The sequence below is a fragment of the Kytococcus aerolatus genome (assembly GCF_900187395.1).
GTDB classification, from domain to species: domain Bacteria; phylum Actinomycetota; class Actinomycetes; order Actinomycetales; family Dermatophilaceae; genus Kytococcus; species Kytococcus aerolatus.
On sequence record NZ_FYEZ01000001.1, the window covers coordinates 310339 to 335946 of the forward strand.

The 25608-nt window shown below is 72.4% G+C and carries 22 protein-coding genes; 9 read left to right on the top strand and 13 right to left on the bottom strand.

Annotation, left to right across the window (positions count from 1 at the left end; genetic code table 11):
- The first annotated feature begins 200 nt into the window (after positions 1 to 200).
- Positions 201 to 455 (top strand): hypothetical protein, encoded by a 255-nt coding sequence (locus CFT82_RS11615; RefSeq protein WP_159461814.1) that lies wholly within the window; start codon positions 201 to 203, stop codon positions 453 to 455.
- A 97-nt stretch (positions 456 to 552) separates the two neighbouring features.
- On the opposite strand, the gene acnA is transcribed toward CFT82_RS11615, so the two are convergent.
- The 9 genes from acnA to CFT82_RS11965 all read right to left on the bottom strand — a co-directional run bounded on the left by acnA (position 553) and on the right by CFT82_RS11965 (position 10218).
- Entirely contained in the window at positions 553 to 3390 is a 2838-nt protein-coding gene (acnA, locus tag CFT82_RS01475) for an aconitate hydratase AcnA (protein ID WP_088817322.1), read from the bottom strand.
- 204 nt (positions 3391 to 3594) lie between these two features.
- On the bottom strand, positions 3595 to 4878 hold the full coding sequence (locus CFT82_RS01480) for a class I SAM-dependent RNA methyltransferase (protein WP_088817323.1): 1284 nt from the start codon (positions 4876 to 4878) through the stop codon (positions 3595 to 3597).
- Positions 4879 to 4931: 53 nt separating this feature from the next.
- Positions 4932 to 5636: a DUF3159 domain-containing protein gene (locus CFT82_RS01485; RefSeq protein WP_088817324.1), complete on the bottom strand. Its 705-nt coding sequence runs from the start codon at positions 5634 to 5636 to the stop codon at positions 4932 to 4934.
- Positions 5626 to 6513 carry a DUF3710 domain-containing protein gene (locus CFT82_RS01490; protein WP_088817325.1) on the bottom strand — a complete coding sequence of 296 codons (888 nt, stop codon included), beginning with the start codon at positions 6511 to 6513 and terminating at the stop codon, positions 5626 to 5628. Before CFT82_RS01490 ends, CFT82_RS01485 begins: the two co-directional genes overlap by 11 nt.
- A gap of 66 nt (positions 6514 to 6579) precedes the next feature.
- On the bottom strand, positions 6580 to 7038 hold the full coding sequence (dut, locus tag CFT82_RS01495; protein ID WP_088817326.1) for a dUTP diphosphatase: 459 nt from the start codon (positions 7036 to 7038) through the stop codon (positions 6580 to 6582).
- A gap of 4 nt (positions 7039 to 7042) precedes the next feature.
- Positions 7043 to 7339, bottom strand: a complete 297-nt coding sequence (locus tag CFT82_RS01500) for a DUF4193 domain-containing protein (RefSeq protein ID WP_088817327.1) — start codon at positions 7337 to 7339, stop codon at positions 7043 to 7045.
- 140 nt (positions 7340 to 7479) lie between these two features.
- On the bottom strand, positions 7480 to 8439 hold the full coding sequence (locus tag CFT82_RS01505) for an inositol monophosphatase family protein (RefSeq protein ID WP_234994224.1): 960 nt from the start codon (positions 8437 to 8439) through the stop codon (positions 7480 to 7482).
- Positions 8432 to 9586, bottom strand: coding sequence for a ferrochelatase (locus CFT82_RS11960; protein WP_088817328.1), 1155 nt, complete (start codon positions 9584 to 9586; stop codon positions 8432 to 8434). Before CFT82_RS11960 ends, CFT82_RS01505 begins: the two co-directional genes overlap by 8 nt.
- Positions 9583 to 10218 carry a trimeric intracellular cation channel family protein gene (locus CFT82_RS11965; RefSeq protein ID WP_234994225.1) on the bottom strand — a complete coding sequence of 212 codons (636 nt, stop codon included), beginning with the start codon at positions 10216 to 10218 and terminating at the stop codon, positions 9583 to 9585. The genes CFT82_RS11960 and CFT82_RS11965 overlap by 4 nt, the downstream gene beginning before the upstream one ends.
- Before the next feature lie 104 nt (positions 10219 to 10322).
- Here CFT82_RS11965 and sepH point away from each other — a divergent pair, with 104 nt between their 5' ends.
- A complete protein-coding gene (sepH, locus tag CFT82_RS01520) occupies positions 10323 to 11273 on the top strand; it encodes a septation protein SepH (RefSeq protein ID WP_088817330.1) in 951 nt (316 codons plus the stop codon).
- Here sepH and CFT82_RS01525 read toward each other — a convergent pair.
- The 4 genes from CFT82_RS01525 to CFT82_RS01540 form a co-directional block, all read right to left on the bottom strand.
- Positions 11248 to 11949, bottom strand: coding sequence for a thymidine kinase (locus tag CFT82_RS01525; protein ID WP_088817331.1), 702 nt, complete (start codon positions 11947 to 11949; stop codon positions 11248 to 11250). The genes sepH and CFT82_RS01525 overlap by 26 nt on opposite strands.
- Positions 11950 to 11952: 3 nt before the next feature.
- Positions 11953 to 13209 (bottom strand): alkaline phosphatase family protein, encoded by a 1257-nt coding sequence (locus tag CFT82_RS01530; protein WP_088817332.1) that lies wholly within the window; start codon positions 13207 to 13209, stop codon positions 11953 to 11955.
- Positions 13206 to 13808 (bottom strand): DUF5998 family protein, encoded by a 603-nt coding sequence (locus CFT82_RS01535; RefSeq protein ID WP_088817333.1) that lies wholly within the window; start codon positions 13806 to 13808, stop codon positions 13206 to 13208. The genes CFT82_RS01530 and CFT82_RS01535 overlap by 4 nt, the downstream gene beginning before the upstream one ends.
- A 97-nt stretch (positions 13809 to 13905) precedes the next feature.
- On the bottom strand, positions 13906 to 16413 hold the full coding sequence (locus CFT82_RS01540; RefSeq protein ID WP_088817334.1) for a bifunctional acetate--CoA ligase family protein/GNAT family N-acetyltransferase: 2508 nt from the start codon (positions 16411 to 16413) through the stop codon (positions 13906 to 13908).
- A 63-nt stretch (positions 16414 to 16476) separates the two neighbouring features.
- On the opposite strand from CFT82_RS01540, the gene CFT82_RS01545 reads away from it, so the two are divergent.
- From CFT82_RS01545 to CFT82_RS01575, 7 genes are all read left to right on the top strand, one after another.
- Positions 16477 to 18240: an AMP-binding protein gene (locus tag CFT82_RS01545; protein ID WP_088817335.1), complete on the top strand. Its 1764-nt coding sequence runs from the start codon at positions 16477 to 16479 to the stop codon at positions 18238 to 18240.
- An 84-nt stretch (positions 18241 to 18324) separates the two neighbouring features.
- Positions 18325 to 20862: a DNA gyrase/topoisomerase IV subunit A gene (locus tag CFT82_RS01550; protein ID WP_088818265.1), complete on the top strand. Its 2538-nt coding sequence runs from the start codon at positions 18325 to 18327 to the stop codon at positions 20860 to 20862.
- Positions 20863 to 20956: 94 nt separating this feature from the next.
- Positions 20957 to 21337, top strand: coding sequence for a hypothetical protein (locus CFT82_RS01555; protein WP_088817336.1), 381 nt, complete (start codon positions 20957 to 20959; stop codon positions 21335 to 21337).
- Positions 21322 to 22128, top strand: a complete 807-nt coding sequence (locus CFT82_RS01560; protein ID WP_088817337.1) for a hypothetical protein — start codon at positions 21322 to 21324, stop codon at positions 22126 to 22128. Before CFT82_RS01555 ends, CFT82_RS01560 begins: the two co-directional genes overlap by 16 nt.
- Before the next feature lie 107 nt (positions 22129 to 22235).
- Positions 22236 to 23444 carry a hypothetical protein gene (locus CFT82_RS01565; protein WP_143469446.1) on the top strand — a complete coding sequence of 403 codons (1209 nt, stop codon included), beginning with the start codon at positions 22236 to 22238 and terminating at the stop codon, positions 23442 to 23444.
- A gap of 25 nt (positions 23445 to 23469) precedes the next feature.
- A complete protein-coding gene (locus tag CFT82_RS01570) occupies positions 23470 to 24081 on the top strand; it encodes an ATP-binding cassette domain-containing protein (protein WP_234994226.1) in 612 nt (203 codons plus the stop codon).
- Between the two features lie 175 nt (positions 24082 to 24256).
- Positions 24257 to 25582 carry a short-chain fatty acid transporter gene (locus CFT82_RS01575; protein WP_088818266.1) on the top strand — a complete coding sequence of 442 codons (1326 nt, stop codon included), beginning with the start codon at positions 24257 to 24259 and terminating at the stop codon, positions 25580 to 25582.
- Positions 25583 to 25608: the final 26 nt, after the last annotated feature.

Sequence of the window (25608 nt, forward strand, 5' to 3'; positions counted from 1 at the left end):
TGGTGCCCGCTCCGGGGCACAGGATAGGGCGCGCCACCGACAGCGCCGTACCGCCGGCTCCGGCGTGCCGAGGATACGGGTCCGACCCCGACCGGACCCCTCCCGACCACCGCACCCGGGACAGAACCCTCGAACGCGGCTACGGTGGACGGACCGATCCCGCCAGCGGCCGAACCGCCGGCAGCGAGAAGGAGAGAACCATGCGCACCACGACCACCCGTCGCACCACCGTCCGCACTCTGGCCGCGCTGGCCGCGTCCACCGGCCTCTTCCTCTCCGCCTGCGGCGGCGGTGAGGAGGGTGGCGACGACGCCCCGGCCGCCGAGCAGGAGGGTGACGACCAGGGCGACGACGACGCCGACGACCAGAGCGACGACCAGGGCGACGACGGCGCGGACGACCAGGGTGACGACGACGCCGACGACCAGGGCGACGACGACGCCGACGACAGCTGATCGCCCCCACGCACACCAACGCCGGAGGGCGGGACCACCACGTGGTGGTCCCGCCCTCCGGCGTTCCCCGGCGCTGCCGGGTGCGCGACGCCCTGGGTCAGGCGCTGGCCAGCTGGCGCAGCACGTACTGCAGGATGCCGTCGTTGCGGAAGTACGCCATCTCACCGGGGGTGTCGATGCGGACCTTCGCGTCGAAGGTGATCTCCTCGCCACCCTCCTTGCGGGCGACGACCTTCACGGTGCCCGGGTTGCGACCCTCGTTGAAGGCCTCGATCCCGGTGATGTCGAAGGTCTCGGTGCCGTCCAGACCGAGGGACTCGGCGGACTCACCCTCGGGGAACTGCAGCGGCAGGACGCCCATGCCGATGAGGTTGGAGCGGTGGATGCGCTCGTAGCTCTCGGTGATGACGGCCTTCACGCCCAGCATGCGGGTGCCCTTGGCGGCCCAGTCGCGCGAGGAACCGGTGCCGTACTCCTTGCCGGCCAGCACCACCAGCGGGGTGTCGGCGGCCGCGTAGGCCTCGGCGGCCTCGAAGATGGTGGTCTGCTCGCCACCGGCCAGGAAGTTCCGCGTGTACCCGCCGGAGACGTCGTCCAGCAGCAGGTTCTTCAGGCGGATGTTGGCGAAGGTGCCGCGCACCATGACCTCGTGGTTGCCGCGGCGCGAGCCGTAGGAGTTGAAGTCCTTGCGCTCCACGCCGTGCTCCTGCAGGTACTTGCCCGCGGGGCTGTCGGCCTTGATGGCACCGGCCGGGCTGATGTGGTCGGTGGTCACCGAGTCACCCAGCAGGGCCAGCACGCGGGCGCCGGTGATGTCGGAGACGGGCTCCGGCTCGGCACCCATGCCGTCGAAGAAGGTGGGCTTGCGGACATAGGTGGACTCGTCGTTCCACGCGAAGGTGTCGCCCTCCGGCGTCGACAGCGCCTTCCAGCGCTCGTCACCCTCGAAGACACCGGCGTAGTCCTTGGTGAACATCTCGGTGGTGATCGCCTCGGAGATGACCTTCTCCACCTCGTCCGCGGCCGGCCAGATGTCCTTCAGGAAGACGTCCTTGCCCTCCTGGTCCTGGCCCAGCGGCTGCGACTCGAAGTCGAAGTCCATGGTGCCGGCCAGGGCGTAGGCGATGACCAGCGGCGGGGAGGCCAGGTAGTTCATCTTCACGTCGGGGTTGATGCGTCCCTCGAAGTTGCGGTTGCCCGAGAGCACGGAGACGACGGAGAGGTCGTTCTCCTGCACCGCGGCGGAGACCTCCTCCGGCAGCGGGCCGGAGTTGCCGATGCAGGTGGTGCAGCCGTAGCCGACGAGGTGGAAGTCCAGCGCCTCGAGGTACTGCCACATGCCGGTCTTCTCGTAGTAGTCGGTGACGACCTGCGAGCCCGGGGCCATCGAGGTCTTGACCCACGGCTTGCGCTGCAGGCCCTTCTCGACGGCGTTCTTCGCCAGCATGGCGGCGGCCATCATGACCGACGGGTTGGAGGTGTTGGTGCACGAGGTGATGGAGGCGATCGCCACGTGACCGTGGTCCAGCTCGGTCTCGGTGCCGTCGGCCAGGGTGATGGCGACCTTCTTGGAGGTGCGCCCCGCGGCCGGGTCGGTGGCGGGGGCGGCCGGCTGCTCGGCAGCGTGGTCGACCTGCTCGCCGTCGGTGGCCGGGGCGTCGGAGGCCGGGAAGGACAGCGCGGAGGCGGTGTCGACCTCGCTCTCCATGGCCTCGGCCGGCTCCGCCTCGGCGGTGGCGTAGTTCGGCAGCTCGTTGCGGAACGCGGCCTTGGCGTCGGTCAGGGCGATGCGGTCCTGCGGGCGCTTCGGGCCGGCGATCGAGGGCACCACGGTGGAGAGGTCCAGCTCGAGGCGCTCGGAGTAGCGGGCCTCGACGGACGGGTCGTGCCAGAGGCCCTGCTCCTTGGCGTAGGCCTCCACGAGGGCGACCTGCTCGGCGGAGCGGCCGGTGAGTCGCAGGTAGTCGAGGGTGACCTCGTCGATCGGGAACATCGCGGCGGTGGAGCCGAACTCCGGCGACATGTTGCCGATGGTGGCGCGGTTGGCCAGCGGCACGGAGCCGACGCCCTCGCCGTAGAACTCGACGAACTTGCCGACCACCCCGTGCTCACGGAGCATCTCGGTGATGGTGAGCACCACGTCGGTGGCGGTGGCACCGGCCGGGATCTCACCGGTGAGCTTGAAGCCGACCACGCGCGGGATGAGCATGGAGACCGGCTGGCCGAGCATGGCGGCCTCGGCCTCGATGCCGCCGACGCCCCAGCCCAGCACGCCCAGACCGTTGACCATGGTGGTGTGGGAGTCGGTACCGACGCAGGTGTCCGGGTAGGCCACGTTCACGCCGTCGATCTCGCGGGTCATGACCGTGCGGGCCAGGTGCTCGATGTTCACCTGGTGGACGATGCCGGTGCCCGGGGGGACGACCTTGAAGTCCTCGAAGGCGGTCTGGCCCCAGCGCAGGAACTGGTAGCGCTCCTCGTTGCGCTCGTACTCGAGCTCCACGTTCTTCTGGAAGGCGTCGGCGCTGCCGAAGACGTCGATGATCACGGAGTGGTCGATGACCAGCTCGGCGGGGGCGAGCGGGTTGATCTTCGCCGGGTCGCCGCCCATCTCGGCCATCGCCTCGCGCATGGTGGCGAGGTCGACGATGCAGGGCACACCGGTGAAGTCCTGCATGATCACGCGGGCCGGGGTGTACTGGATCTCGGTGCTGGGCTCGGCCGTCTCGTCCCAGTCGGCGATCGCCTTGATGTGCTCGGCGGTGATGTTCTCGCCGTCCTCGGTGCGCACGAGGTTCTCGAGCAGCACCTTGAGGCTGTAGGGCAGCGTGGCGGCGCCCTCGAGGCCCTCCACGTCCTTGATGCGGTGGATCTGGTACTCGGCGTCCCCGACCTGCAGGGTCGACTTGGCTCCGAAGCTGTCGCTCACGCGGATTCCCTTCGTCGTCCGCTGGCGCCACGGTCACCCGGTGGTGTGGTGGGCAGCGGTGTGGTGGTGGTCCGGCGCCCGCGTCAACGGGGCCGGCGTTGCTTCCCAGTGTGGCCCCGAGGGTGCGGGAGGTCCACCGAGGGCCGCCTGCGCGGCCGGGTGCTGCCCCTCCCCGGGGCCGACGCTTTTTATCTTGACGTCAAGAGACTATCAGACGGGCCCGCCCAGGAGCGCGATCGCCTCGACGTGGTGGGTGTTCGGGAAGGCGTCGAAGCCGACCACCGACTCCACGGTCATGCCCAGGTCACGAGCCGTCCCCAGGTCACGCGCCAGGGCGGCCGGGTCGCAGGCCACATAGGCCACGCGGCGGGCCCCGCTCGCGGCCACCTGCGCCATCACCTCGCGCCCCGCGCCGGCGCGCGGCGGGTCGAGCACGACCAGGTCCGCGGAACGACCCTCCGGGTCCTCCCAGGCCGCCAGCATCCGCCCGACGTCCCCGACCAGCAGGTCGGCCGGGGTGGCGGGGGCGTGCTCCTCGAGCGCCGCAGCGCAGGCGTCCACCGCGGGCTCGTACCCCTCGACACCCAGCACGGCACCGCGCTCCCCCACGGCCCGGGCCAGGGGCACCGTGAACGCCCCGGACCCGCAGTAGAGATCCCACACCACCTCGCCCGGCCGCGGCTCGAGACCGGCCACGACGTGGTCGACATAGGCGGCGACCGCACCGCGGTGCGCCTGCCAGAAGCCACGGGCCCCCAGCCGGACCGGCAACGACTCCCCCGCCGCCCCACGGGTCGCCTCGGTGATGACGGGTTCCCGCCCGAGGACCCGACCGCGGGCGTCCACGGGGACCGCCACCGCCGGGGAGCCGGCCGGGCCCACGGCGTCCAGGGCCGCCAGCCCCTGCTGCGGCCGGGGCCGCCCCGGCGCGGCGATGCGCACGACCTCCTCGGTGGCGATGCGGCAGTCCTCCACCGGGATCACCTCCCGGCTCCGGTGCCGCCGCAGGCCCGGGCGTCCCGCCGGGTCGAGCGCGAACTCCACCCGGGTGCGCCACCGCTCCCCCGGCGCAGCACCCGGCGGCCCCGGCAGCTCCCGGAGCTCCACCGGCAGGTCGATCCCCGCGAGCCGCTGCAGCTGCTCCCGCACCACCTGCGCCTTGAGCTCCCGCTGCAGCGGGAGCTCAGCGTGCTGCAGGTCGCAGCCCCCGCAGCCGCCGGGGCCGGCGTACCGACAGGGCGCCTCCCGTCGCCCCTCCGCGGCACGCAGGACCTCCACGGCATCGGCGAAGAGGTGGCGCTCCCGGGGCCCGACCCCCGTGACGCGCACCCGGACGAGCTCTCCCGGCAGGGCGTGGCGGACGAAGACCACCCGACCGTCCTCCCACCGAGCGACGCAGTGCCCCCCGTGGGCGACGGGCCCCACCTCCAGCTCCGCCTCCGCACCCACGAGCGCGGACGAGCGGGCGTGCGGGCGGGACGCGCGGGATGACATGGCGGCGAGTCTAGGGCTGGCCGCCGACCGGCTCGGCGCCGACGGCCGAGCGCTCAGGCGCCGGCCCCCACCTCGGCGTCGACCGGGGTGCGGCCTCGGACGAGGATCCACACCATCGCAGCGACGGCCACCAGGTAGAGCGGCCAGCCCATGACGACCTTCGCAATGCCCAGGGCCGCCACCTGCTCCTGCAGGTAGAGCGGCAGCATGACCGCCACCCGCAGGGCGTAGAGCGCCACCAGCGGCCACGTGAGGTGGCTGCAGGCCCGCACCATGGCCCGCGAGCGTCGCCAGCCGAGGGGGTTCTCCTCGAAGTCGGGGTCGCCGATGGACACGAGGAAGCCCATGAGTGGCCACCGGGCGAGGATCGAGGCCAGGGAGACGACCAGCCAGGCGGCGGACATGAGGATGCCCGGCAGGAAGGCGTCCTCGGCGTTGCCCGAGCGCAGCGCGAAGAACGCGGCCAGGGCGGTGGCGAAGAGCGCGCTGCCGACGTAGCGCTGGGTGCCCCCGGTGACGAGCCGCAGGAGGAAGAGCACGACCACGAGGACACCGGAGGCGATGACCGCCCCCCGCAGGTCCTCTCGCAGCAGCCACCACAGGACGAAGGCCAGGGTCGGCAGAGCCGTCTCCAGCGAGCCCCGCCACCCGCCGAGGGCGTCGGCCAGCCGGTGCCGGATGACCGCCTCGACGGTCTCCTCCACCACGGCCAGGCGCACCGGGGCGACCCGGTCGCCGGTCAGCGCGTCAGCCGGCACGCTGCTCGGCCCGTGCCGCCATGGAACCGTTCTCAGGGTCCTCCGAGGGAATGTTCAGCGGCAGCAGGGAGCGCGGCTCGCGGGGTGTGTCGTCCCGGTGCACCACGCAGGCCCGCACCAGGGCGTACATCAGGGCGGCCTTCTCCCGGTCGACCGCGGCCTTCCCCGAGATCACGGCACGCAGGAACCAGCGGGGTCCCTCGATGCCGAGGAAGCGGACCGGCGCGGTGCGCTGCGAGGTCTGCTTGTCCCCCAGCTGACCGGAGACCGGCATCCGGGCGTGGATCTCCGAGCCGAAGGGGCCCTCCACCACGGCGCCGTGCGAACCGGACTTCTCCAGCCCGTCCACGAGGCCCTGGCGGATCTCCTCCCACAGGCCGCCGGAGCGCGGGGCGGCATAGGCCTGCAGCTGCAGGTTCGACTCGGCCAGGGCGATGTTGACGGCCGTCACCTGACCGCTCTGCCGGTTCGTCTCGAGCCGCAGCTGCATGCCGGGGACCCCCGGGACCCAGAGCGATCCGAGGTCCACCCGGTTGCGCGGGCCGGGCACCTCGGAGGCGTCGAACGGCCCCTTCTCTCGGGCACCCTCCGGGCGGGGCAGCCCCAGCGCGATGGCCTCCTCGGCCTCCTGGCGCATCATGTCGCGCTGCTCGGGGGCCAGCTCCTCCTCCGCTCGGTCCACCTCGTCCTGCGGGTCAGCGGCCTCCGGCTCCCCGCTGGCGGCGATGGCCTCCAGCCCGCCCATCCGATCCACCTCGTCGGCGGACAGGCCGAGCTCGCGCAGCTCGGCCTCGGTGAGGTCGGAGCCCATGGTGCGCCCCTCCGGCCCGGGTGCGGTGCGCGCCCCCTCGTCCTGCGAACGACCGAACAGTCCCATGCCTCACGCCTCTCCTCGTCGCTGCCCACGGCGTGTGCCGCGGACGGTGCCGTCACCGGCGGGTGGTCACCGGCCCGTCGAGCCGTGCCCCCGGTCGCTCCGGTCGGTCGCGCCGAGCGCGTCCGCATCGGCGACCTCCTGGAGGTCCGGCAGCTCGACCCGCTGGATCACCAGCTGGGCGATGCGATCACCGACGGCCACGGTAAAGGAATCCCGGGTGTCGGTGTTCAGCAGACACACCTTCACCTCGCCCCGGTAGCCGGCGTCGACCGTCCCGGGGGCGTTGAGCACCGTCACCCCGTGCCGGGCGGCGAGTCCCGACCGGGGGTGCACCAGCCCCACCGTGCCCGGGGCCAGACCCAGCGCGATGCCGGTGCCCACCAAGGCGCGGGCCGCCGGGGCGATGGTCACCGCCTCGGCGGCGTACAGGTCCAGCCCGGCGTCCGTGGGGTGCGCCCGGGTGGGCAGCTGCGCGTGCTCGACCAGTCGGGTCGCGCGCAGGGGAACGGCGGGCTCGGAGATCACGGGATCAGTCGCACTCGGAGCAGATGAGCTGGCCGTTCTTCTCCTTGGCCAGCTGGCTGCGGTGGTGCACCAGGAAGCAGGAGGAGCAGGTGAACTCGTCCGTCTGGGTGGGCAGGACGCGGACCGAGAGCTCCTCGCTGGAGAGATCGGCCCCGGGCAGCTCGAAGCCCTCGGCCTGCTCGGTCTCGTCGACGTCGACCTGGCCGGAGTTGGTGTCACCGCGACGGTTCTTGAGCTCCTCGATGGAGTCGGTCTCGATGTCGTCGTCGTTCTTGCGGGGGGCGTCGTAGTCGGTCGCCACGGCTTCTCCTGACCTGGGGGGCTCGCTGGCCGAGACGGCGCAGCACGCGCGGAGAGTGCACCATCCGCGGTGAAAGTGCAACCCACGACACGCCGGAGACATTCCCCGGTCCCACCCCACCCCACGCCGGGAGGCGCCGGTCAGCCCTCCGGCCCGGCGGCGCCGAGCTCGTCGAGCCGCGTCCCGAGCCAGGCCACGAGCGGCTCCGGGCCGGCCACGAGCAGCGAGCGCCCGGGGAACCCGCCCACCGGCCCGTGGACGACTCCCCCGGCCTCCTCGACGACGAGCAGGCCCGCAGCGTGGTCCCACACGTGGGTGCCGCGCTCGTAGTAGGCGTCGAGGCGTCCCGCGGCGACCGCACAGAGGTCGAGGGCGGCCGAGCCGAGGCGCCGGATGTCGCGGACCTGCGGGAGCAGCTCGGCGACGACCCGCCCCTGCTCGGCCCGGACCCCGGCGTCGTAGCCGAAACCGGTGCCCAGCAGCGCCAGGGCGGGATCGGTGGTGGCGGCCACCCGAAGGGCACGCTCCCCAGCACGCCCGTCGGCCGGGGGCGTCTCGAGGACCGCCCCGGCGCCGTGCCCGGCGTGGAAGAGCTCGCCGGTGACCGGCGCGTACACCGCCCCGACGACCGGCGCCCACGCCCCGGGGCGGGTCGGGTCACCGAGCACGCAGGCCACGGAGACCGCCCAGGAGGGCAGGCCGTAGAGATAGTTGACCGTCCCGTCGATCGGGTCGAGCACCCAGGTCAAGCACCCGGCCTCGCGGGCGTCCGGGGCGCCGTCGGTGACCTCGGTACCGGTCTCGGTGCCGGCACCACCGAACTCCTCGCCGAGCACCAGGTCGTCCGGTCGGCACCGGGCCAGCTGCTCGCGCAGCCAGGTCTCACTGGCTCGGTCCGCGGCGGTCACCACGTCGGTGCTGCTGGACTTCGTCGCCGCGACGTCCACCCGGTCCGGGCGCTGGGCGAGCAGACGCTCCCCGGCCTCCTCGGCCAGCCCGGCGGCCAGCTCGCGCAGGGCCGGCAGGTCGTGCCCGCCGGCGGCGAGCAGGGCCCGGCGGTCGACCGTCCGGGCGCTCGCGGGCTGCGTGCGCTCAGGCACCGCCGGCCGCCGCGGTGTACCAGTCGGGCTGCTCGTCCGCGGCCCCGCAGAGGGCCGGTCGGGCCGCGCGCAGGTTGGGGCAGCACCCGGGGGCGCAGACGGCGGGCATCGGGCGCGAGGGCGGCCACTGGCGCGCCTCCGGCCCCTCCCCCCGGGCCTCGGCGGCCCGCTCCTCGAGCAGGTCCACCAGACCGCTCACGAACTCCGGGGCCACCCCCACGGTGGGCACGCGAACGAAGGTCAGCCCGAGCTCGTCGGCGGTCTGCTTCGCCTCCACGTCGAGGTCGTAGACCACCTCCATGTGGTCGCTCACGAAGCCGATCGGGGCCACCGCCACCGCCCGGACGCCGAGCGCGGCCAGCTCCCGGAGGTGGTCGTTGACGTCCGGCTCGAGCCACGGCACCGAGGGCGGGCCGGAGCGGGAGCAGTAGGCCAGGTCGGTGCGCAGCTCGACGCCGAGGGTGGCCTGCACCTCGTCCTCGATCGCGGCGGTGAGCTGCTCGTGCTGGGCGCGGTAGACCTGTCCGTCGGAGTCCCCTGGGCCGGAGGTCTCGTCCATGGTGTCGGGGATGGAGTGAGTGACGGTCACGAGGGCCACCTGCCCGGCCTCGTGCTCGGTCAGCAGGCCGCGCACGGCCTCGGTGACCAAGCGGCTGTTGGTCGCGGAGAAACCCGGATGGTGGGCGTAGGGACGGACCTTGTCGATCTGCACCACCGGGTCGCCGGCCTCGTGCCCGGAGGTCACGGCGTCGGCCAGGTTCTCCCGGTACTGGCGGCAGGAGGAGTAGCTCGAGTAGGCGCTGGTGGTCAGGGCCAGCAGCCGCCGCTGGCCGTCCCGCGCGGCCTGCGCGACGGTGTCGTCCAGGAAGGGCTCAGAGTTGCGATTGCCCCAGAGCACGGGCAGGGCGATGCCGCGCCGCCGCAGCTCGGCGGTCAGGGCGGACTGCAGGGCCCGGCACTGGTCGTTGATCGGGCTGCGGCCCCCGAAGAGGTGGTAGTGCTCCCCCACCTCGGCGAGCCGCTCGTCGGGGATGTCCTTGCCCGCCGTGACGCGGCGGAGGAAGGGCAGGACCTCGTCCGGCCCCTCCGGACCGCCGAAGGAGGTGAGGAGCACCGCGTCGTAGGGCGCCAGCAGGTCGTCGGTCACAGGTCGTCTCCTGTCGTGAGGGCGTACGGGGCGTGCCAGTCCAGGGCGATCGAGGCCATCCGTAGCGCGAACACCGCGGCGACGACGATCCACACGGTCAAGGATCCCAGCACGCCCAGGTGGTGCAGCAGGACGGTCAGGCAGGAGCCCAGCAGGGCCGGCAGGACGTAGAGCTCCCGGCGCAGCACCTCGGGCACCTGGCCGGCGACCACGTCGCGCATCACACCCCCGCCGGCAGCGGTCACCACGCCGACGATGACGGCGGTGAGCGGCCCCGCCCCCAGGGTGAGCGCCTTGAGCGACCCGGTCACGCAGAAGAAGGCCAGGCCGACGGCGTCGAAGACACGGATCGCCCGCCGCACCCGGTGCAGGGCGACGTGGCTGGCGAAGGTGAGCAGCCCGGCCAGGACGGCGGTGCCCACCAGGCGCCAGTCCGACACCCCCACCGGCGGGGTGGCACCCAGGAGGAGGTCCCGCACGGTCCCCCCACCCAGCCCGGCGAGCCAGGCCAGGAGGAGCACCCCCACGAGGTCGAGCTGCCGGCGGACCGCCACGAGCGCGCCGGACAGGGCGAAGGCGAAGACCCCGATGAGGTCGAGGAGGAGCGCCAGGGTGGGGTCGAGGACGTGCACCCACGGAGTGTAGGCGTGCCCCTGCGGCGCGTGGCACCACGACATGGCAGTCTGGGCGGGCCCGTGCCCCACCGCGCGGGGCGCACCGGGACGAGGAGGACGCCATGGCAGACCTGCACTTCACCGGGGTCGACGACACCGGCACCCACCTGCTGCTCGCCGCCCAGGACGGCACCGAGCACCGGGTGGAGATCAGCGAGGAGCTCCGCCGTGCCCTGCGGCAGCGACCCGCCCCGGCCTCCACCGACCAGAACTCGGTGGAGCTCACCCCGCGGGACGTGCAGGCCATGATCCGTGCCGGGCGCAGCACCGAGGAGGTGGCCCAGGCCTCCGGCTGGCCGGTGGAGAAGATCTCCCGCTACGAGGCCCCGATCCTGGCCGAGCGCGAGCACGTGGCCGGGCTGGCTCGGGGCGTCCACCTGCCGGCCCTCGGGCACGGTTCCTCGCCCACCCTGGAGAAGCGGGTCAAGGAGCGGCTGGTGATGCGCGGGCTGCGCACCGACGACGCCTGGTGGGACGCCTGGCGCCTGGCCAGCGGTCCGTGGTCGGTGGGGCTGGTCTTCACCGCCGACGGGCAGCAGCGCCGGGCCGTGTGGCACTTCGACCCCCAGACCCACTCGGTCGACCCCGCCGACGACGAGGCCCGTGCCCTGAGCACCGCGGAGGGGGACGAGCCCGCCGCCGCAGGGCGTGGCGGGACGAGCCCGGAGCACGAGGAGAGCGCGGGCAGCGCCGAGGCCACCGGCCACGAGGCCGTCAGCCACGCCACGCACAGCAGCAGCGACCACACGCGGGCACTGCGGGCCGGTGACCCGCTCACCGGGGCGATCCCGGTGCCCGACCCCGCCCCGGAGCAGGAGGAGAGCTCCGAGCACGGCTCCGCGGCGGTGGAGGACGCGTCGTCGGACCAGCCCGACGAGCAGGAGCTCGACGGCTCCCCCGAGGCCGGGCTGGCGCCGGAGATCGCCCCCCGGCAGCGTCAGCCGAAGAGCCGCCGCGGCCGCCCCTCGGTGCCGAGCTGGGACGACATCATGTTCGGCGGTCCGAAGGGCTGACCGGCGGCTTCACGGCGCACACGTCGAGGTCGAAGGGCAGCAGCGCACCCTCCGGGCCGGGGACGGACGCCCGCCGCGAGGTGACCCGCCGCATGAAGTGGCGGCGGCACAGCACCTCGTACTCCACGGTCGGCGCCTCGTCCCCACCCGCGACGTCACCGACGGCCACCTGGTCACCGTCGGTGACCATGTGCCCGTCGACCACCCGCGCGTTGTGGGTGGCTCGGCGCCCGCACCAGCAGAGCGCCTCCACCTGCAGGACGTGCGTCCGGTCGGCGAGTTCCAGCAGCCGCTTCGAGCCGGGGAAGAGCTGGGCCCGGAAGTCAGCGGTGATGCCGAAGGCGAAGACGTCGATCTCCAGCTCGTCGACGAGCCGCGCGAGCTGGTCCACCTGCTCGCGGGTGTAGAACTGCGCCTCGTCGCAGATCAGGTAGTGCACCGCTCTGCCCTGCGTGGCCTCGGCGACCACGAGGGCGAAGAAGTCCACCGTCTCGTCCACCTCCAGCGCCTCCCGCTGCAGGCCCAGCCGGGAGCTGACCGTCGCCTCCCCAGCCCGGTCGTTCGAGGTGAAGATCAGCCCGTGGCGACCACGCGCCCGGTGGTTGTGGTCCATCTGCAGGGCCAGGGTGGACTTGCCGCAGTCCATCGTGCCGGTGAAGAAGGCGAGCTCGGCCATGCCTCAGGCCCCCCGCACCACGACGTCCGGCACGAGCAGCTCCTCGGGGTGGATCCCACCGTGCCAGCCGCGCATGGCGGTGATGCTCTGCGGGTCGGCACTCGGGTCGACCACCGTGAAGGTCGGATCCGTCGCGGCGACGACGACGTCCCCGATCCGGGCCAGGTGCTCGGGGGCGACGGTCGGGCCGAACCAGCCGTCGGCCACCACCTCCTCCCGGGTGAGCACGAGCGCGGCATCCGGCCCGGCGTGGGTCGTGATCGTCTCGCGCCAGGTGGCGGCCACGTCGGCCAGACGGGACGGGTCGGCCGGCAGAGCCCGCCCGGCCGGGGACTCGTCCTCGCGCGGCAGGTAGAGGTACCGACAGCGCGGCTCCCCCGCCACGGCGGCCACGCCCGTCAGCAGGTGGGGGTGGTCGGCGGTGGTGAATCCGGCGCTCGCGTCGATGGCGAGCATCCCGTGGTCGGCGGTGAGCCCCAGGTGCACCCCGCGCGGCAGACCCCGCACCAGCTCGGCCAGCGCGGCGTCGATCCGCTCCAGCTCCGCGGTCCACTCCATCGAGCCCGGCCCCGTCCGGTGCCCGACCTGGTCCAGGGTCGGCCAGTACAGAAAGGCCACCACCGGCTCCGTCGGCCGCGCACCGCGCACGACCTCCAGCCCGGTGGACACCCAGGCGTCCAGGTCGTCGGCCGGCAGGTAGCTGCCCCCGCGCTGGGCGGCCCGGGTCAGGGCGGTGGTGGCGAAACGCTGGTGCCCCACCCGGGCCACGCGCACCCCGGCGTCGGCCAGCCGGCCGAAGAGGGTCGGGCGGGGCTGCCACTCCAGCGGGTCCGGGCCGTCCTTCCACGAGAGGTGGTTGAAGACCACGTCCCGCTGCGGGTCCCGGACCGCGTAGCCGAGGTGACCGTGCTCGCCGGGGGCGAGACCGGTGGCGTGGGTGGCCAGCGAGGCGGCGGTGGTGCTCGGGTACCCGCAGACCATGGGGCGGGCCGTCACCTCCGGCCCGCCGGATCGCAGCAGCTGCCGCAGGAAAGGGGCGTGCCCAGCGTAGCGCTCCACGAGGGACCAGCCCAGGCCGTCGAGCAGCACGGAGACCACCCCCTGGGCCGGCGGGAGCTCCCGGACCGGGGCAGCCCCCGGGGCGGGCACGCCGACCCCGAGGCTGGCCGCCAGCGAGCCCAGGTGACCCTGCAGCCCGTCAGGGGCGTATCCCCGGCGTGGGTGCGGGTCCAGCAGCGGCAGGCCCGACACGTCGCTCACCGCCCCAGCCCGGCCTGCACGGCGCGGGCGAACTCGAGGACCTGCTCGACCGCCTGCCCGCCGGAGACCTCGGCGCTCACCCGGAGACTGATGTCGTCCCCGGCCACGGTGCCCTCGTAGCCGTGGTCCCCCTCGCAGGTCGGATCGGCGCACTGCGCCGGCACGAGGTCGAGCCGGCTGATGGCGCCCCAGCCCAGGGTCAGCGTCACCTCGCGGCCGAGGCTGCCGGGCCGGTAGTGCTCCGGGTGGCTCATGACGTGCGAGAGCACCACTCCCCGGACCCGGTGCAGCGGCACCGTCTCCGTGGTGGCCATGGCCACCGGGGCGGACTCCACGTGCTCGGCCTCCCGGTCGTCGGCGTGGCAGATCACCAGCCGACCGGGGGTCAGGACGAGCACCGTGAGGTGACGACGCACCGTCTCGGTGTCGAAGGTGGCCTCCTGGTGCACGACGTGCGAGATGACCTCCTGCCCGGCGATGGCCAGGCCGACGACGTCGGCCACGAGCTCCGGGTAGTAGCCGGCGGCGTCGATGTCCTGCGCCAGGGCGGGAGGCAGGGCGTCGGCGGGCACGTGGGGGTGCTGGAGGCGTCCGGGCATGGCGCACATCCTGCCACCCGGGTCCGACGGCCCGGGGTGGCGCTCCCCAGCCCGCCGGGGCGTGCTCCTGCCGCGAGGGGGCGCCGGCGAGAGCGCCTCAGGCGATGTGCACGCCGCTGATGACCCGCCGGCGCGCGTCGTGCCGCACGTCCGCCCGGCGCACCGTCCCGGCGGCCCGGTGCACCCGCGCCCCGTCCGCGGTCACCGTGACCGGCGAGAGGCTCAGTGCGGCCACCTCCGGCACCTCGTCGGCCAGCAGCGAGAGGCGGGTGACGAGCTCCTCCAGGGCCGCCCGGTCGGCGCCCCGGTGCTCCAGCAGCTCCGCCCCCCGGAGGCTGTCCACCAGGTCACGGACGTCGACGTCCGTCAGCGGCGGCACGCGATGGCTGGGCGTGCCCAGCAGGTCGGCCGTGGGTCCGTGCAGGGCCAGCGAGACGACCGGCCCGAAGAGCGGGTCCTCCCGGGAGGCCACCACCATCGGCACCACGTCCTCGGGCCAGCGGGCCGGGATCTCCCCCGTCCCGCCGTCGTGCAGGGAGACCCCGACGCAGCCGAGGAGCCGCTCGACCTCCTCGCGGGTGAGCTCACGGCCCCGCGGGGTGCGCAGCAGGATCTCCTCGGTCATCTCGCGGGCGGCGTCGAGATCCTTCCAGGCCACGCCCTCGGGCAGCTCGTGCTGGCCCCGGTCGGCCCGTCGCCAGGCGGCGTAGCGCTCGACGGCGTTCAGGGCGCGCACCGCATCCTCCGGCACCATGTAGGCGGGGACGAGCTCGCTGACGGTGCCCTCGTCGGTCTCCTTGGAGGCCTTGAGGGTCTCGCTCAGCCCGTCCATGCCGGTCATCGTCGTGAGGCAGGGCTTCTCGTGGGTCAACGCCACCGTGGCCACGGTCCGGGCGAGCTCCTCGGAGCCGCCCACCAGCGGCGGGATGAACACGGCCAGCACCGAGTGGACGGCCGGGTCCTCGAAGGCCTCGTGCAGGGACGCGGCTGTCTCCTCCATCGAGGCGTCGTGGGCCAGGGTCACCGGTTCCCGCACGACCTCCAGCCCGCGGCCCACGCAGGCGTCGGCGGTGAGAGCGGCCAAGGAGGTCGAGTTGCCGAGGATCGCCACGCCGCGCCCCTCCGGCAGGGGCTGGTGGAGCACCAGCTGGGCGACGTTGAACATCTGGTGGATGTTCGCCACCCGGATGATGCCGCTCTGGCGCAGCATCGCGTCCAGCGCCTCCGGCCGGGCCTCGCTCTGCCGGATGAGGTGACCCGGTGGGACGCCGTAGCCGGAGGTGCCCGACTTGATGGCGATGATCGGCTTCTTGGCCGAGAGCCGGCTGGCGATGCGGAAGAACTTGCGGGCGTTGCCGAGGGTCTCCAGGTAGAGACCCACCGCGGTGGTGTCGGTGTCGTCCATCCAGTACTGCATGACGTCGTTGCCCGAGACGTCCGCCCGGTTGCCCGCCGAGATGAAGGTGGACAGGCCCACCCCGCGCTGCCGGGCGGTCTGCGTGACCGACACGCCCAGCGCACCGGACTGGGCGAAGAGGCCGAACGAGCCGCGGACCGAGGGGGCACCCAGGGTGGCGTTCAGCGAGACCCCCTCGGCGGAGTTGCTCAGCCCGTAGGAGTTCGGCCCCACCAGGCGCATCCCGTGCCAGTGGACCAGGCGCACCAGCTCCCGCTGCCGGCGCGCCCCCTCCGGCCCGGACTCGGCGAAGCCCGCCGAGACCACGAGCACCGAGTGGACGCCCAGCCGGGCGCAGTCGGCCACGACGTCGTTCACCTTCTCCGCCGGCAAGGCGATGACCGCGAGGTCGAAGGGGCCCTCGAGGTCGTCCAGGTGGTGGGTGGTGCGCACGCCGTGGATCTCCTCGACCTCCGGGTGCACCACCTCCAGCCGCCCGGTGTACCCACCGGCGACGATCTCGGCGAGCACCTTGTTGCCGATCGTCTCGGCGCGGCGGGAGACACCGATCATCACCACCGACTCCGGGCGCAGCACCCGGCTCATGGAGCGCGCCTCGGCACGCTGCTCCCGGGACTCCCGCACCTGCCGGGCCGCCTCGTTCGGCTCGATGTCGAAGGAGACGGCGATGACCCCGTCCTCGAACTGGTGAGCGACCTCGTAGCCGGCGTCCGAGAAGACGTTCATCATCTGCCGGTTCTCCGGCAGCACGTCGGCCACGAAGCGCTGGATGCCCAGCTCGTCACCGATGGCCGCCAGGTGTTCGAGCATCACCGACCCCAGCCCCCGGCCCTGGTGGGCGTCGGCCACGTTGAAGGCCACCTCGGCGGAGGTGGGGGTGACCCGGTCGAAGCGGGCGATGGCCAGGAGCTCGCCGCCGATCTCGGCCACCAGGGCGACCCGCTGGTCCTGGTCCACCTGCGTGAAGCGGTCCAGGTCGCGCGAGGAGATCTCGGGGATCGTCGCGAAGAAGCGCAGGTAGCGCGAGCGCTCCGACTGCCGGCGGTGGAACTCGGCGATCGCCTCCCGGTCGTCGGTGGAGATCGGGCGCACGTGGGCGACTGCGCCGTCGGTGAGCACGACGTCCGCCTCCCAGGTGGCGGCGCGCTGGATCCGGACGGCCTCGGTGGTCTCGCCGACGTCACTCATGGATCCACTATGGCACCCGCGGGTCGGATGTGACCTGCTTCACCCACCCGGTAGCGTGCCGACATGGACACCAACTCCCAGAAGTTCGCCGCCGCACGTGACGCCGTGCTCGCCCTGCACGACCAGGACGACGCCGCCGTCGACGCCTTCGTGATGCCCCAGTTCGACGAGTTCAACTGGGCGCTGGACCACCTCAACGCCGTGGCCGCCGGCCCCCGCGCGCAGGAGCCCGCCCTGCGGATCATCGACATGCTCAAGGACGGCCAGCAGGCCCACCAGCTCACCTGGGCCGAGGTCGCCAGCACCTCCAACCAGGTCGCCAACTGGCTGCGGGAGAACGGTGTGGCCCGCGGCGACCGCGTGCTCGTCATGCTGGGCAACCAGCTCGAGCTCTGGAAGGCCATGGTGGCCTGCATCAAGCTCGGCGTGGAGGTCATCCCGGCCACCACCCTGCTCACCCCGGAGGACCTCACCGACCGCGTGGCCCGCGGCCGGGTCAAGCACGTCATCACCAACGCCCACGAGGCGGACACCTTCGCCCGCGTGGCCGGCGACTACCAGAAGATCGCCGTCTGCGGCGAGAAGGAGACCCCGGAGGGCTGGCTGCGCTTCGAGGACTCCGAGGGCGCGAGCGCCGAGTTCACCCCGGACGCCCCCACGAAGGCCGCCGACACGATGCTCCTGTACTTCACCTCCGGCACCACCTCGGCGCCGAAGCTCGTGGAGCACACCCACTACAGCTACACCGTGGGCTCGCTGTCGACCATGTTCTGGATCGGCCTCCGCCCCGGTGACGTCCACGTGAACGTCTCCTCCCCCGGCTGGGCCAAGCACGCTTGGAGCTCCCTCTTCGCCCCGTGGAGCGCCGAGGCCACCATCCTCATGATCAACCAGCCGCGCTTCGACGCCGGGAACCTGCTCAAGGTGCTGGCCGAGGAGGAGGCCACCACCTTCTGCGCCCCGCCCACCGTGTACCGCATGGTCATGCAGCAGGACCTGCCCACCTGGCGCGAGAAGCTCTCGCTGCGCGAGATGGTCGGCGCCGGCGAGCCGCTGAACCCCGAGGTGATCGCCCGCGTCGAGTCCGGTCTGGGCATCACCATCCGCGACGGCTTCGGCCAGACCGAGACCACCGCGCAGATCGGCAACACCCCCGGGCGCCCGCTGAAGCCCGGCTCGATGGGCCGCCCGCTGCCCGGCTACGACGTGATCCTGCTCGACCCGGCCACCGGCGAGGAGGTCACCACCCCCGGCGAGGAGGGCGAGCTCTCGCTGCGCCTCGACGGGCCGAAGGGCCGCCCGGTGGGCCTCATGGTCGGCTACCACGGCGACGAGGAGAAGACCGCCACCGTGATGCGCGACGGCGCCTACCGCACCGGTGACATGGCCATGAAGGACGACGAGGGCTACATCACCTACGTCGGGCGTGCCGACGACGTCTTCAAGGCCAGCGACTACCGCATCAGCCCCTTCGAGGTGGAGTCGGTGCTCATCGAGCACGAGCTGGTGGCCGAGGCCGCGGTCGTGCCCTCGCCGGACCCGACCCGCCTCTCCGTGCCGAAGGCCTACGTGGTGCTGCGCGAGGGTGTGGAGCCGAGCAAGGAGATCGCCGAGTCGATCCTCTCCTACTGCCGCGTCAACCTGGCCCCCTACAAGCGCGTGCGCCGCCTGGAGTTCGGCGAGCTGCCGAAGACCGTCTCGGGCAAGATCCGCCGCGTGGAGCTCAAGGCCCGCGAGGTGGAGTTCCACCCGGTCGGCGACGACCCGACCGAGCGCGCCAGCGAGTGGGAGTTCTGGGAGAGCGACTTCCCGAACCTCAAGGGCTGAGCCGCCCGGGGTGCCGGGCGGGTCGGGGCGTCTCCCCGACCCGCCCGGCACCTTGCGTCAGGGGGCGGGACGGCGCTTGCGATGATGTCGCCCGTGCCGAAGAAGTCCGAGAAGTCCCAGCAGCCCGCCGAGCCGTCGCAGGTGGCCGACACGGTCATCGACATCGACGTCGCCGAGGAGATGAGCTCGGCCTTCCTCGAGTACGCCTACTCGGTGATCTACTCCCGCGCCCTGCCCGACGCGCGCGACGGCCTGAAACCCGTGCAGCGCCGCATCCTCTTCGGGATGGACGAGCTGGGCCTGCGCCCGGACAAGGGCTACGTGAAGTCCTCCCGCGTCGTCGGCGAGGTGATGGGCAAGTACCACCCGCACGGTGACACCGCCATCTACGACGCCCTGGTGCGCCTGGCCCAGCCCTTCACGATGCGCGTGCCACTGGTGGACGGCCACGGCAACTTCGGCTCGCTGGACGACGGCCCGGCCGCCAGCCGCTACACCGAGGCCCGGATGGACCCCGCGGCGCTGCTCATGACGCGCTCGCTGGACGAGGACACCGTGGACATGGTGCCCAACTACGACGACCAGCTCCTGCAGCCCGAGGTGCTCCCGGCCGCCTACCCGAACCTCCTGGTCAACGGCGCCTCGGGCATCGCGGTGGGCATGGCCACGAACATCCCGCCGCACAACCTCGGCGAGGTCGTCGCCGCTGCCCGGCACCTGTTGGAGCACCCGGAGGCCACCACCGAGGACCTCATGCGCTTCGTCCCCGGGCCCGACCTGCCCAACGGCGGCCGGATCGTCGGCCTGGACGGCATCCGGGACGCCTACCGCACCGGGCGCGGCTCCTTCCGCACCCGGGCGAAGGTCTCCATCGAGAACGTCACCCCGCGCCGCAAGGGCATCGTCGTCACCGAGCTGCCCTACCTGGTCGGCCCGGAGAAGGTCATCGCCAAGCTCAAGACCCAGGTGCAGGCCAAGAAGCTGCAGGGCATCAGCGACGTCAAGGACCTCACCGACCGCCACAACGGGCTGCGCCTGGTCATCGAGATCAAGAACGGCTTCAACCCCGAGGCCGTGCTGGCCCAGCTGTACAAGCAGACGCCGATGGAGGAGTCCTTCGGCATCAACACCGTGGCCCTGGTGGACGGCCAGCCCCGCACGCTCGGGCTCAAGGACGCGCTGAGCGTCTACGTGGACTTCCGGTGCGAGGTGGTGCGCCGCCGCACCGCGCACCGCCTGGCCAAGCGCCGCGACCGCCTGCACCTGGTGGAGGGCCTGCTCGTCGCGATCCTCGACATCGACGAGGTCATCCAGCTCATCCGCGCCTCGGACGACGCCGCCGAGGCCCGCGGGAGGCTCATGACCGTCTTCGACCTCTCCGACGCCCAGGCCGGCTACATCCTGGAGCTGCAGCTGCGGCGGCTCACGAAATTCTCCCGGATCGAGCTGGAGACCGAGCGCGACGAGCTGAACGCCGCCATCGAGGAGCTCGAGGCGATCCTGGCCGACGAGGCGCTGCTGCGCCGGGTGGTCGGCGACGAGCTGGCCGCCGTGGCCGCCGAGCACGGCACCCCGCGCCGCACCGTGCTGCTGGAGTCCGAGGCCGCCGAGCCCACCTCCGCTGCGGCGCCGCTGGAGGTGCCGGACGACCCGGTGACGGTGGTGCTCTCGGCGACGGGTCTCATCGCGCGCGTGCCGCGGACCGTGGCCGAGGGGGTGCCGGCCGACGCGGCGCCGGTGCTGAGTGTGCCGGAGGCGCGGGGGGCGTCCGCGGGCCGGGTGGACCACGACGCGATCACCTCCGTGGTGGCCGCCACCGCCCGCGGGCAGGTGGGCCTGGTGACCTCCGCCGGACGGCTGGTGCGGCTCTCCGTGGTGGACCTCCCGGGCCTCCCGGCCACCGGCAGCCTCGGCCTCTCCGGGGGTGCGCCGCTGGCAGCCTTCGTGGACCTGGCCACCGGGGAACGCCCGCTGGCCCTCGTCCGGGTCGACGGGGTGGAGGACTCCCCCGGGCTGGCGCTGGGCACCGCGCGGGGCGTCGTGAAGCGGGTGCGCCCGGACTACCCCGGCGGCAAGGACGAGTTCGAGGTCATCACGCTCGCCGACGGGGACGAGGTGGTCGGCGCCGCCGAGCTCGCCACCGGCACCGAGGAGCTCGTCTTCGTGACCGACGCCGGCAACCTGCTTCGCTACTCCGCCGAGCTGGTGCGCCCGCAGGGCCGGACCGGTGGCGGGGTCGCGGGGATCAAGGTGCCCGCGGACGCGCGCGTGCTGGTCTTCGCCGCGGTGGACGCCGGCGGCGAGGAGGTCGAGGGCGGGAGCGCCTCGGCCGCCGTGCCGATGGTGGTGACGGTCGCCGGAGCCGCGGGCGCCCTTCCGGGGGCCGGTGACGTCTCGGTGAAGGTGACGCCGTTGGCTGCCTACCCGGCCAAGGGACGCGCCACCGGTGGTGTGCGCTGCCACCGGCTGCTGCGCGGTGAGGACGGGCTGGTGATGGCCTGGGTCGGCGCCGACCCGCACGCCGTGGCCGCCGGGGGCGTGCCGGTGGAGCTGCCGGAGGTCACCGACCGCCGGGACGGTTCGGGCAGCCCGGTGGCCGCGGCGCCGGTGGGGATCGGCTGATCCACGACAGCCATTCGACAGGGGTCGTCTTGCGCGTCCCCCCCCCGATGCTTCCATGATCCCGGTCACAGGGGGTGACCACGAAAGGGGAACCATGCAGAAGAACCGTCGCGCTGCAGCCGCCATCGGCCTTGCCCTCATCACGGCCCTCGGCAGCACCTCAGCCTTCGCCGGCACCGTTTTCTCGACCTACAACACCACGGTGGGAAACAACAACGGGAAGGGTTACACGGGCTACCAGAAGAAGTACGCGTCCAACCGTGCGGGTGACCTGCACTCCCGGACTGTCGGCGGCAGCTACAAGGTGGACGCCCGCATGCTGCCCGGTGGAACGGGAATCTCCGGCGTCACCGACAGCAGTTCGTACAAGTTGAACAACACCATCTCCCGTGGTGACAGCACCCGGGTGGAGTTCAACAACGGCATCTTCACGCCCGTGGACGTCCAGGTGACCGGTACGTGGCGAAGCAACTGAGCCGGACGGCGCCGGGGACGAGCCACCCGTGGCTCGTCCCCGGCATCGTCGCCCTCGGTGTCCTCGGAGTCCTGACAGTGCTCACCCTCACCACGGTCGAGGGCATGGCCTTCGTCGGGCCATTCCATGCCTACCTCAGTGCCGTGAGTGGCCCAGCAAGCTTTGCCCTGCCCGTGGCCGCTTCGCTGATCGGGGGGTGGCAACTGCGTCAGCTGCTGGCCGACAGACACCTGGACAACACACGGACCCGCGCTCCCCTCGCCAGGACTCTGCGGCGCGCTTGCTGGCCGACCGCGCTGGCGGGAGGTCTGCTCGGTGCCAGCGTCCCCCTGACCACCGGGCTGCTCACCCTCACCCTGCTGCCCGCCCGCGGATACACCTTCCATCCCGACAGCTACTACGTGCAGGCCCACGAGATCGGAACCTGGAACCAGCAGGCAGTGGCTGCAGGAGAACTGGCCGCCGCCCACCCGTGGCTCTTCGTCGTCGTCCATTCGCTCTGGGTCGGCCTGTGGTGCGCCCTTCTCGCCACCTTTACCCAGGCTCTCCTCCTGATCGTCCGCCGGCCGTTCACGGCATTCCTGGTGCCGATGGCCTGCGTGACCGTCACCTCCGTGGCGCTCGCACTGGCACGACTCGAGACGTTCACCCCCACGGCTTCACAGTTTCCGACCTTCCTCTCCAGGTTCCCGTGGTGGCACGTACTGCCCGCAGCGCTCGGCATGATTCTGGCGACCGGCGCCGCCTGGTGGTGGGTCGCCCGACGTCTCCCAGATCTTCCTGAGGTCTGATGCGCACGTTCACGACGATGTGGGCGACATGCCTTGTCGGCGTCGTGACGGGCTGCCTCTACGGCCTTCGAGCCCGCTCACGGCACCCGGTGGATCTGGGCACCCACGTGAGCACGGCTCTCTCGGACCCCCGCCCCTGGGCCTACGTCCTCCTGCCCACCATCGTGCTCGTGATCGCCTGGCGAGCTCGTTGGCATGGCAGCCCCGAGGTGTTGGGCAGGCACGGGAGCCGCCGCCAGCAGGCGCTGACAGGTCTCGCGGAGAGCGCCAGGAGCACGCTGGTCTCCCTCATGGGTCTCCTCGCTGGTCTTGCCGCGAGCGGAACTGGCCTTCCCGCGACGCTGAGCACCCAGCCCGCGGCAGAGATCGCCTCCCTCCTGCTGGCCCTGGGCCCCACCACGATCGTGGTCGCCGCCCTCGTGGCGTGGGTGACCCACCGTCACACCGGACTGGGCTTGGCGGTCGCCGGCGTCCTGCTCCTCTGGGGAATCTGTGAGATCGGACTGCCCAGCCTGATTCCCTCCGGGGGTCCGGTCTCGTGGGGCCTGCCGGACACCAGCCAGGGGCTGTCCCTCCGGCATGCTGCGCCTCTCATGACGTTGGCAGTGCTCTGGAGCGCGCTCCAAGGGCTCCACTGGTGGCGACACCGTGGCGACCTGCTGCTCGTCCTGCTCACCTCTACCCTGTGGACCCTGGCCGCCCCTCGACTGATCGCCAGCCCCGCTCCAGATGCTCAGGACCAGCTGGTACTCACCTGGTGGGGACACGGCGGAGGCTTGTTCGACCCCCTCGTCTACACCGCGCACTGGCTCGTGACCTCCCTGCCGGTTCTCCTCGTGCTCAACACCTGGGACCGGCCTTGGCTGCAGCAGGCACCGTCACGGGTCCTGAGGCACGGCTCACCGGGGCCACTCGCCTGCAGGGCACTGGAGGACGCAGCCCATCTCAGTCTCGCTGGCGCGTTCGCCTCGACCGTGACCGCGCTCGCCCTGCACGGGTCCCTCACCCCGTCCGGTGCCGTCACCACCGTCGAGTTCGCACTCGGCTGGTTCACCCACACCGTCTTCTGGTGCGCAGTCGGCCTCACCGCGACCTGGTGGTCGGGCAACCCCCTGGCCGGTCAGCTGTCCGTCTTGGCAACCCTTCTGCTGGCTCCCCTCGCCCCCTGGAGCAGGACAGGCCTGCCCCTCGGCCTTGCCGCACTGGGCCAACAGGCCGCATTCTCCCCCGCCCTGCTCTGGCCCGTACCCGCAGCACTCGGCCTGATCCTCGTGCTGCACCGCTCCCCCGTTCCCGGACAAGGACGTGATCTCTGAGATGCCCCACATCACCTGTGACAGCGTGTCCAAGGCCTTTCGCGGCCGCGACATCCTGCGCGACGTCGATCTGGTCGTCGAGGAGGGCGACTCCATCGGCGTGGCCGGGCCCAACGGGTCCGGAAAGTCCGTCCTCTTCAAGCTGCTGGTCGGCTTCACTCGGCCGGACCACGGCACCGTGACGATCGATCCCTCCCTGATGGGTCCGGGGAGGAGGTATCCAGAGGCCTTCGGTGTCATGATCAACCGGCCGGGCTACCTGGGGCACCTGTCTGCCAGCGACAACCTGCGGGAACTCGCCAGCATTCGCCGGGTGGCCGACGAAGCGCGCGTCGTGGAGGTTCTGGAGACGGTGGGGCTGGACCCGACCTCACAGACCAAGGCCAAGAACTTCTCGTTGGGCATGAAGCAGAAGCTCGGGATCGCGCAGGCCATCCTCGAGCGGCCCCGGGTGCTGGTGCTCGACGAGCCCTTCAACGCACTGGACAGCTCGAGCTCAGAGCGGGTGACCACGATGCTGCAGGACTTCCACCGCGATGGGGGCACCCTGCTCATGACCAGCCATCGGAGCGAGGACCTCGATGCCCTGACCACTCGGCGCCTGCGGATCGATGACACCCGGCTGCTCGAGGACTGAGGTGACGGCACCGGTGGGGATCGGCTGAAGGAAGCGGAGGCGGCGAGTCCTGACGTGACCTGCACCACAGGTGCAGGAGACTGTGCGGCGCTCCGTCCCCTCACCCCCCAGGAGGTCCGCCGTGTCCACCACCGCTGCTCCCGCACCGACCCCGCCCCGCCGGGGCCAGGGGCTCATGGGACCGATCAACGCCCTCGTCGAGCGGTTCATCCCCTCGGCCCTCGTCTTCGCCATCGTCCTCACCCTGGTGGTGGCCCTCGGGGCGGTGCTCTTCACCGACGCCGGCCCCACGACGGTCGTCACCTCCTGGGGTGACGGGCTCTCCGGCCTGCTCGACTTCATGACCCAGATGTGCCTGGTGCTCCTGCTGGGGCACGTGCTGGCGAACACCGGCCCGGTCCGCGCTGGTCTCTCCGCCCTGGCGTCGATCCCGCGCGGCCGGGTCCTGCCCTACGTCTTCGTCGCCCTGGTCACCTGTCTGGCCACGCTCATCACCTGGGGCCTGGGCCTGGTGGTGGGTGCGCTGCTGGCCAAGGAGGTGGCCGCCCAAGCCACCCGCCGCGGCGAGCCCCTGCACTTCCCGCTGCTCGTGGCCACCGGGTACACCGGCATGAGCATCTGGCACATGGGCTACTCGGGCTCCGCCCCGCTGACCGCCGCCACGCCGGACTCCTTCGTCGCGAAGCAGCTCGGGCACACCATCGGCATCACCGAGACGACCTTCTCCTGGTGGAATCTCACCGCCATCGCCGTGGCGCTGCTGGCGATCCTCGGCACCGTGGCACTCATGGCCCCGAAGGCCGGCGCCGAGGTCGTCGACATGCCCGCCGACGGCCACGCCGAGCCCACCCGCTTCACCCCGCCGCGGGAGACCCCGGCCGACGCCCTGGACGCCTCCCGAGTGGTCACCCTGCTGCTCGGCCTGATGCTGACGGCCTACCTGGTGCTGCACTTCAGCAACGGGGGGACGCTGACCCTGGACATCGTGAACTGGACCTTCCTGGCGGCCATCCTGCTCGTGGTGGCCTCCCCGGCCGAGCTCGTGGAGCTGGTCAAGGACGCCGCCTCGAACGTCGGGGAGATCCTCGTGCAGTTCCCGCTGTACGCGGGCGTGATGGGGATCATGACCGGCACCGGGCTCATCGAGAAGCTCTCCGACCTGGTGGTCAGCACCTCCACCCCGCAGACCTTCGGCCTGCTGGCCTTCCTCTCGGCCGGGCTGGTGAACTTCTTCGTGCCCTCCGGTGGCGGGCAGATCGCCGTCCAGGGGCCGATCCTGCTCGACGCCGCCGAGCGCCTGGGCGTGGACCCGGCCGTGGCCGTCATGGCCATCTCCTACGGTGACCAGTGGACGAACATGATCCAGCCCTTCTGGGCCCTGCCGCTGCTGGCCATCGCCGGGCTGCGGATCCGCGACATCCTCGGCTACACCACGATGATCCTGCTCTCCGTGGGCGTGGTGCTGGCCGCCACGATGCTGCTGGTCGGCCCCGGCGTCTGAGGCCCTCGCCAGAACCGCACCGGTGC